This window comes from Chloroflexota bacterium (assembly GCA_035652535.1).
Taxonomy (GTDB): domain Bacteria; phylum Chloroflexota; class UBA6077; order UBA6077; family SHYK01; genus DASRDP01.
Map to the genome: position 1 here is coordinate 1 of DASRDP010000116.1, position 8,872 is coordinate 8,872.

Sequence of the window (8,872 nt, forward strand, 5' to 3'; positions counted from 1 at the left end):
TCCCACCGGACGAGCGTCCGGTGGGCCGGGGCCGCGGCTCGTCCGTCAGCTCCATCGTGTGCTACCTCATCGGCCTCTCCCACATCGACCCCATCGCCAACGAGCTGTTCCTGGGGCGGTTCCTCAACGACGAGCTGCCCTCCGTCCCAGACATCGATCTCGACTTCCCGCGCGACATCCGTGAGGAGCTGCTGAAGCGCGTGTGGACCGAGTTCGACGAGGGGCGCGCGGCGCTCGTGTGCGCCTACTCCACGTACCACACGCGCTCGGCGATCCGCGACGTGGGAAAGGCGCTCGGCCTGCCGGCTCTGGAGATCGACCACCTCGCCAAGCTCTCCGACGCGTGGAGCAGCCTCAGCATGGCCGAAGAGATGAGGCGGCTGCCCGACTTTCGCGGCAAGGTCGAGGCGCCCCTCTGGCGCGATCTCGTCGAGCTGACTCAGCAGCTTATCGGCATGCCGCGCCACGTGACCCAGCACGTTGGCGGTATGGTGCTCTCCGCCCGCCCCCTGCAGGAGATCGTGCCGCTGGAGCCAACCCGCATGGCCGGACGCGTCATGTGCCAGTGGGACAAGGACGCGGTCGACGATGCGCGGATGGTGAAGATTGACTTCCTCGCCCTGGGCATGCTCTCGCTGGTGGACGAGTGTCTCGATACCGTCGAGCGGCGCCATGGGAAACGGCCGGACCTGGGACGGATCCCGCATGACGATCCGGAGATCTACGACAGCATCTGTGCCGGCGACACCATCGGGCTCTTCCAGATCGAGAGCCGCGCCCAGATCGCCACCTTAGCGCACACACAGCCCCGGAACCTCGACGATCTGGCGGTACAGGTGGCGATCGTGCGGCCGGGCCCCATCGTCAGCGGCGCATTCCACCCGTACATGGAGTACCGCCGCCAGATGCGCGAGGGCGCCAAGGGCGACCTCCCAGCGGTCACCATTGAGTACATCCATCCGTGCCTCGAGCCGGTGCTCAAAGATACGCTGGGGGTCGTGCTCTACCAGGAGCAGGTCGTGCAGGTGGCGATGGCGGTCGCCGGGTACAGCGCCGGTGAGGCGGACCGGCTGCGCCGGAATCTGAACCGACGGAACGGGGCCGAGCTGGCATATCAAGATTGGCCGGAGTTCCTCGCCCGCGCCCGCGCCCGGGGCATCCCGGACGCGGCGACGGAGGCGGCGTTCAAGGCGATCCTGGGGTTCGCGGCGTACGGATTTCCCAAGAGCCACGCGGTGGCCTTCGGGCTCCTCGCATACGAGTCGGCGTGGCTGCGGTACCGATACCCGGCGGAGTACTACGCGGCGCTGCTGAACAATCAGCCGATGGGCTTCTACGCGCCGGAGGTGCTCGCCGGCGATGCGCGGCGGCATGGGATCGAGATCGTTCGGCCGGACATCAATCTGAGCGAGGTCACCTGCACTGTGGAGACCGACCGGCGGATTCGTCTGGGCCTCGCCAGCGTGAAGGGGCTGGGCGTTCGTCGGCCGGGCGGGTCCGGGGCGGGCGCTGGCGTGGGCGTGGCCGCGACCATCGTGGCCGAGCGCAGGGAGCGCGGGCCCTTTGTGTCGGTGTTCGACTGCGCGCTCCGCACGGGGTTGAAGTCGGACGTGCTGGAGAAGCTGGTGCTGGCCGGCGCGTTCGATTCCCTCGACGAGCTGGGCGCCCGGGGGCCGAAGCGCGGAGGGCGTCGGGAGCTGCTCTGGCAGGTCGGGCTCGTCCCGGCCGGCGCGGCGGCCCTCACCCTCACCGATTCTGTCATCCCGAGGGCGGAGCCCGAGGGGCGTCGGGAACTGCTCTGGCAGGTCGGGCTCGTCCCGGCCGGCGCGGCGGCCCTCACCCTTACCGATTCTGTCATCCCGAGGGCGGAGCCCGAGGGATCTCCCTCTCCAAGACGCTCCGCTGCGCTCAGCATGGCATCTCTTCACCGTAGCTCGCTCATCCGAGCGAGGGGGAAGAAGGGGGACAGGGCGCGGCAGCCGCTCCTGCCCCTCCCCATCGAGCAGGACATGGTGACACTGCCCGCCATGACGCGGTGGGAGGGCGTGGCCGCCGAGTACGAGGTGCTCGGGCTCTCCCCCGGTCGGCACGCGATGGCGCTGCTGCGCTCCTCGCTGCGCACGAAGGACCCGTTCATGACCAGCGCCCAGGTCGCGGATGCGCCGGACGGGGCCAGCGTGCGGATGGCCGGGCTCGTCGTCTGTCGGCAGCGGCCGAGCACCGCTAAGGGCGTGGTGTTCCTGTCGCTCGAGGACGAATACGGAATGGCGAATGTGGTGGTCTACACGGGCCTGCTCGAACGACAGCGCACGCTGATCCTCACGGAGCCGTTCCTCGCCGTCCACGGGCGAGCCCAGCGCCAGGGGTCCGTCGTGCACATCGTCGCCCACCACTTCGAGCGGCCCGACGTCCAGACCGATCGCCTCATCCGCGTCTCGCACGATTTCCACTGACCGCGCGCGCTGTCCCCATGAGGGACACAAGCAGCCGGCTCCTGTAGGATGTACGGGGGAGGAAATCAGGTTGTTGCGCGGCGCGGGCCGCCGGTCCAGGGGCGCGGAAGCGCCGAGCCCGACCGGCTGCGTTGAACCCTGCCGACGGCCTCACCGATCGCGATCCAGAATTGATCCCCGCCGCCACCTGGCGGCGACAGTCCTCGGAGGTCCTTCATGCGCATCTTGTCCAGCCACCTTCGCCGGGCGGTGCTCCCCGCGGCCATGCTGCTCATGATCGGCGCGGCAACCGCCATGCCGGCCAGCGCGCAGTACGGGTACGGGTATCCGTACGGGTATGGAAGCGCCTACGGGTACGGTTCTCCGTACTCCTACTCCGGCTACAGCAGCTCCTATCCCTACGGTTCGTACAACTACGGATACTACCCCTACAGCTCCTATAGCTACGGCTATTACCCCTACAGCTCCTATAGCTACGGCTATTACCCGTACAGCTCCTATAACTATGGGTATTACCCGTCGTATAGCTACGGTAATTATCCGTCTAACTACAACTATGGGTACTATCCGTACTCATCGTACGCGTACGGCTACTCGCCGTACAGCTACTACGGAATGGGCTACGGGTATGGGTACGGCTACAATGGCTACTACCCCGGCGGCATGGGCTCCGGGGGCGGCTCGTACTGCTTCCCCTGCTGAGTGGCCAACGGGGGGCTGACCAGGCTCCCCTCGCGGGCTCTTCCCTCCCTCTCCGACCGATGGGGGACAGATATCGCTCTTCGGGTCCCTCTCCCCGCTCTTGCGAGGAGAGGGACCACGTTGCCTGCGGGTGGGATTCAGGAGATCAGACGCGCGCGGCGCGGCGGTTCCGCATCCAGGATCGCACCTGCTCGGTCGGGTGCTCGACCAGCGAGCGCCGCTGTTGCTGGAGTCGCCGGCGAAACGTCTTTTTCGGGCCCTCGGTGCCGATCTCTGGAACAACGGTTCTCTCGATCCACGATCGCTCGAAGTCGTCGACGGTGCGTCCCGGGAACCGGAGGCGGATTCGGTACAGGTCTTCGATGAAGTGCGCGTCCGGACCGCCGAGGGCCACCAGGTTGCACCGGTCGCCGATTGCGCGGAGCTCCGGGAGCGTCTCCGGTGCCGTGAAGTAGGGTGTGAGGAGCTCGTACCCCGTAAAACCCATTTCGACGGCGACTTTACCGAGGCGCCGGCGCCCCATGCCGACCACCGGTGCGTCGACGTGCGGCGCGACGAGATAGCAACCCATTGCCCGAAGCTGCGCCGTGGCCTTCTTCAGCGCGAGGAATTTCTTCGGGATCTCCGTCGGGTAGGGCGCGCGCATCCTAAACCCCAGCACGTGGGTGAAGCCGAATACGGTGATTTCCGTGCCCCAGATGGGCTGGACCCGCGAATCGGGGTGCCTCGCCTTCCAGTCCATCGCGGCCTCGAATGACCGGCAATCGTCGTGATCCGTGATCCCCAGGATATCGATATCGCCGTGGGCTTCGACGTCGTCAAGGAGCTCATCGACCGTGGACATTCCGTCGCTGAACGTGGAATGCAGATGCAGGATTGCCGAACCCAACGCGGACTCCCCGGCCGATACGAGGCCGGTAGAGTCTACCCGCCCATCCCATTCGCTGACAAAAACGTAAACAACGGTAACATTATTGTTAGGATGCCTGGGCCCTGCGCTGCTCCTCTCGATCCCGCTGACAGTCGATGCACAACGTTGCCTGCGGGCGCGCCCGCAGCCGCTTCGGTGCGATCGGCTTTCCGCACTCGGCGCAGATGCCGTATGTCCCCTCGGCCTTCCGCCGCATCGCCTCGTGCGTTTGCGCGGACTCCTCGTCGATGATCTCGCGCGTCGTCTCCATCAGCTCCCGTTCAAATGTAAAGTCAGCGGTGTCGCTCGGGTGTTGATCCGCGGTGGAGAGATCTCCCTTCATCCCGCGCTCGTCATCCGAAAAGGTGCTCTCGTCGACATACCGGCGAAGCTGGCTGAGCCGCCGGCTCTTGGTCTCCAGGTCGTCGTTGGATTCGGACTCGGGGTTGCGCGACGATTTCTCTGGCACGTGACCCTCCCTTCTTGTCCGATTACGATAGGTCAGCGCCATTTGGGGAGCCGTTGCCGCGCGTCAATCGTCCGTAAATACGAGCCGGCCCGCTACCCTGACGTGCGGATCATCGTTCCGCATCTGGGTGGGACGCTACCGTTGCTGATCCAGCGTGTTGAGGACCACCTTCGCCGCATGGCCCATGGCGGCGAAAGCTCCGCGGTCACGAACCCTGCCGAGGTGATCCGCACGCTGTACTTTGACACGGTCAACAATTACGGGCCTGCGCTCCGATGCGCCGGCGCGGCGTTCGGGTCCGACCACATTATGCTGGGGACGGATTTTCCCCATCTCTTCGTCAGACCGTGCGTCGACTACATCGAACGATCAGGACTCCGACAGTCCGACATCGACCCGATCCTCGACCGCTCCGCGCAGCGACTGCTGCAGGTATGATGGGTCATGGTCCCGGTGGCCCGGCCGTGATTCGCCACGGCGACCAGCGTGGGAGCCGGTGATCCGGGATCGCGGCCGGTGCTCGCCGCGATAGCGGGTCGACGTACAATCGCGACTCGAAACTCTGAAAACGGCGGCCTGTGTATGAAATCCGTGTTCTGGGCCGTTGCCCGGTATCTTCCGCTGTTCGTGCTGCTAGCCTGCTCGACCCGGCCAAGCCACACCGAGACCGGTCGAACTAGCTCGGCCAATGCCGAAGGCGCACCCAAGACGCTGGTCATCGCGCAGCTCAACCTGACCAAGAGCTTTGGGCCGTGGGGGTTTGCGAGCACCTCGGGCGGCGGCGCCTCATTGGCCGAGATCCACACCGTGGGCCTGACCTCCGAAGACGACAACGGGAACATCGAGCCGCGGGCGGCGGCCCGGTTGCCGTCGTTCGACGACGGCACGATGGCCATGCGACCGGACGGCCGTATGGAGGTAACCTGGAAGCTGCGACCGGACGTGAAGTGGCACAACGGCACGCCATTTACCGCGGACGACGTCGTTTTCAGCGCACAGGTCGCGCGCTTTGCCGCCGACTCTTCACCCCTCAGTCCGGGGCTGGCCAAGTCCGAGCAGGTGGAAGCCCTCGACCCGCTCACGGTTCGCGTAACCTGGCCCACGACGTTCTATCGCGCCCTCTATCTCGGCCATCGCGACCTGTGGCCATTTCCCAAAGCAATCCTCGGGGACGCGTTCGAAGGAGATAAGGAGGCTTTTCTCGATCTTCCGTACTTCACAGACCAATACGTCAATCTCGGACCGTTTCGGCTGGTCGACTTTGGACTGGGGCAGAACATGGTCTACGAGCGGTTCGACGACTTCTTCCTCGGTCGGCCGAAGATCAGCCGGATCGTGGTCGAAGCGATCGAGGATCCCAATACCGCGCTCGCCCACCTGAAGGCTGGCGCCGTCGACCTGATTCCCGAGCAGGCGCTGAACGCCGACGTGGCGCTCCAGCTCCGCGACGAATGGCGGCAGAATGGCGGCGGGAGCGTGCTCGCCCGCCAGAACAACTGGCTCCGTTTCGCGGTCCAGCTGGATCCTCGGTGGGTTGACCCGCCCGAGCTGCGCGACGTCCGGATTCGGCGCGGGCTCCTCCAGGCCATCGACCGGGACGCGGTACGCGAGGCCATCGTGCCGGGCTTTCCGGACACCAGCGGAGACACGTTCGTTCGTCGCACCGATCCGCTCGGCCAGGTGGTCGGCCATCCCTTCGCGCGCTATCCATACGATCCAGCGAGGGCCGCTCAACAGCTCGCCGAAGGGGGCTGGCAGCGCGGCGCCGACGGGCGCCTCGTCAATCGGCAGGATGCGCCGGTACGGGTGGAGATGCGCGGGTTCCCTACCTATGCTCGGGAGGTCGCCATTTCGGCCGACTACTGGCGCCAGGCGGGCCTCGAAGTCAACGAGGTCATTCCTGCCGCCGCGCGCGCCCGCCAGCCCGAATATCGATCCACCTTCCCGGCCGTCGATACGAACGACCGCGGATCGGGTGACTCCGTGTTCGTGGCGTTCGACAGCCGGCTGCAGGCGCTGGCGGAGAACCGCTGGTCTGGCGCGAATTTCAATCACTACGTCAATCCAGCGCTGGATCGGCTGATCGACCAGCTTTACACAACGGTCGGTGACGAGCAGGCGCAGGTGATCAAGAGCATGGCCGACCTGCTGGCGGACGACGTTCCGATCCTCCCGCTGTACTTCAAAATGTCGTTCGTGGCCGTACGCCAGGGCATCCACGCGATGGCCGACGACTATCCCGCAACCGTCGATTCGGGCGCGGCGGCGCGCCACGCCTACCTCTGGGACCGCGACTAGATGAGCCAAGCCACCAGACTGCGGATCGGTGTCATCGGTGCGGGCCGGCGGGGCAGTGAGCACATCTCGTCGGTGCTGGCCATTCCCGAGCTATACGACCTCGTCGCCATCTGCGATCTCATGCCCGAGGTCGCCGAACGAGCGGCGGCACGAGCCGATGCGCGCGCATACGCCAGTCCCAGGGAGATGCTGGCCCAGGAGCAGCTCGATGCAGTGGTCATCACGACACCGCGGGAGACCCACCACCTGCTGGTCGAGCTGGCGGCGCAATTTGGCGCCCACATGTTCGTCGAGGCGCCCCTCGCCAGCACTCGCGCGATGATGGACGCGATCGCCGAGGTCGAAGCCAGGAGCAAGGTGAAGATCGTCGTGGGCGAGCAGATGTGGAGGCGGCCGGCGGAGCCACTCAATCGCCAGGCCATCGCCGCGGGTTTGATCGGCGAGGTCATTCGGGTTACGAGCTTCTACGGGCCGTCCGGAGGTGATAGCTGCCACCACTCGATGGCTCTGATGCGCCATTACGCGGGGACCGACGCCGTCGAGATTCGCGGCATCCGGCACGCATTCTCCACCGAGACCTGGACTCAGGGGTTCCTCACGTACGCCAATGGCGTTATCGGGTCGATCACCTATACCTCCAATTGGCTATCACCCGTTCGACGGGGACACCCGCGGTTCTTTTCCGTCGAGGGGACGGAGGGGTTCATCATCACCGGCGACGGGCCCGGCCACATGCTGCGGCGCGTCGAGGCGGGCGTTCCGCGGGATTACCCGAAGCAGATGGAGCTAGCCCGAGACGGCGCCGGCGATCTGTACCTCGTGCGGTGCTACTACGAGACGGACCCGCCGGTCGAGTATCGCAGTCCCTTCGGCGCGCACATCGCGCATGATGGCGATGCTCGGAGCGAAGGACGGATCTTCGACGAGCTGGCGCGGGCGTCCGAGCTGTCGAGCCTTCACCACGCCGTCACGACGGACGGCCCAGTGGACTACGGCGTTCTGCAAGCGCGACGGGATGTCGAGCTGAACCTGCTCCTCCTCGAGTCGATCCGTCGAGGGAGTCCCCTGCCGGCAACGTGCGATCAGCTCGGGCCCGAGTCAGCGCACGAACGTGCGCTGAACGACCAGTTCCGCGCCACCTATGGGGCGGACCCAATCCAGGATATGGACCGGCTACTCGCGCGCCTCTGAGAGCGAGCGAACCCATCGGCCACCGGTCTCCTGCAGGATTGCCTCCCATTCCGCCGCGGTTGGCGGCGCGTTGCGCTTGAGGAAGATGGGATCGCGCGCATTGACCCGCGGGTCACGGATCACGCCGGGTGGCTCGCGTCCGTCTTGAACGGCCCGGATGGCTCTGAGCAGGAGCTTCCGCCCAGCCACGATGGACATGTCGGAAGCTCCCAATCGCTCCTTCGTGCGGTCCTGGATCGGCCCCTGGGTCTCGTTCGCCGCCGCGTCCTGCACGATGAAGACCGAGCCCATCCCGGTGAAGGTGGCCGTGCGCTGCTCTTCTCGATCCTGCAGGTAGCGATTCGAGGAATTCCGGATGAAATGGTAGTCGGGGGTCATGATGGCCCAGCTTCGATTGTAGCGGTGCTGGTCGGAGATCGGGCCGGAGCGTTTGAAGGAAATGACGAAGAGCCAGTGGTGGGTATCGTCGATGGGCGTTCGCCAGTAGATCTGATAGCCGTCGCCGGCGGCCTGGGCGCCCCCACCGGTCATGGCGAGGCTGGGGAGGATGAGGTCCGGCCCGCCGAGACCGTCGCTATCATAGGCCCAAACGCTGAAGTCGGTTTCCTCCACGCGCGCGTACCGGGTGTAAAAGGTGCCGTCCTCATCAGGTCCAAAGATCGCGGCTGGCGGCCCTTCCGCTGGGTGATCCGCAAGGACCCGGGCGGCAGAATCGTTGCGCTGGAATCGGTGGAGGAAGGGAACGTGGGTGTTGTCCATGTTGCCCTCCAGCCCCTGGAGGTAGTTGCAGGCGTGGAAGTGCTTGGTGACGAAGCGCTTATCAGGCGGGGCGGAGAGCACTTCGTAGTT

Annotated in this window: 8 protein-coding genes; 5 read left to right on the forward strand and 3 right to left on the reverse strand. The window is 65.9% G+C overall.

The genetic code is table 11. The features are described from left to right. Together VFC51_14610 and VFC51_14615 are read left to right on the forward strand one after the other, a co-directional pair. The coding region (locus VFC51_14610) for a hypothetical protein (protein HZT08253.1) at positions 1-2,453 on the forward strand (2,453 nt) is incomplete at its 5' end. Between the two features lie 216 nt (positions 2,454-2,669). Further along, positions 2,670-3,155 (forward strand): hypothetical protein, encoded by a 486-nt coding sequence (locus tag VFC51_14615; protein ID HZT08254.1) that lies wholly within the window; start codon positions 2,670-2,672, stop codon positions 3,153-3,155. A 145-nt stretch (positions 3,156-3,300) separates the two neighbouring features. Here VFC51_14615 and VFC51_14620 read toward each other — a convergent pair whose 3' ends face one another. Both VFC51_14620 and VFC51_14625 read right to left on the reverse strand, forming a co-directional pair. After that, complete coding sequence (locus tag VFC51_14620) at positions 3,301-4,044, reverse strand: PHP domain-containing protein (protein ID HZT08255.1); 744 nt, start codon at positions 4,042-4,044, stop codon at positions 3,301-3,303. A gap of 88 nt (positions 4,045-4,132) precedes the next feature. Next, positions 4,133-4,534: a TraR/DksA C4-type zinc finger protein gene (locus VFC51_14625; GenBank protein HZT08256.1), complete on the reverse strand. Its 402-nt coding sequence runs from the start codon at positions 4,532-4,534 to the stop codon at positions 4,133-4,135. Between VFC51_14625 and VFC51_14630 the strand changes: the two genes are divergently transcribed. The 3 genes from VFC51_14630 to VFC51_14640 all read left to right on the forward strand — a co-directional run bounded on the left by VFC51_14630 (position 4,535) and on the right by VFC51_14640 (position 8,023). Continuing rightward, positions 4,535-4,972 (forward strand): amidohydrolase family protein, encoded by a 438-nt coding sequence (locus tag VFC51_14630; GenBank protein ID HZT08257.1) that lies wholly within the window; start codon positions 4,535-4,537, stop codon positions 4,970-4,972. Positions 4,973-5,116: 144 nt separating this feature from the next. Then, entirely contained in the window at positions 5,117-6,832 is a 1,716-nt protein-coding gene (locus VFC51_14635; protein HZT08258.1) for an ABC transporter substrate-binding protein, read from the forward strand. Continuing rightward, positions 6,833-8,023: a Gfo/Idh/MocA family oxidoreductase gene (locus VFC51_14640; GenBank protein ID HZT08259.1), complete on the forward strand. Its 1,191-nt coding sequence runs from the start codon at positions 6,833-6,835 to the stop codon at positions 8,021-8,023. It begins immediately after the preceding gene. Here VFC51_14640 and VFC51_14645 read toward each other — a convergent pair. Then, positions 8,006-8,872: hypothetical protein (locus VFC51_14645; GenBank protein HZT08260.1), on the reverse strand; the 867-nt coding region annotated here is incomplete at its 5' end. The two genes, VFC51_14640 and VFC51_14645, sit on opposite strands and share 18 nt — an antisense overlap.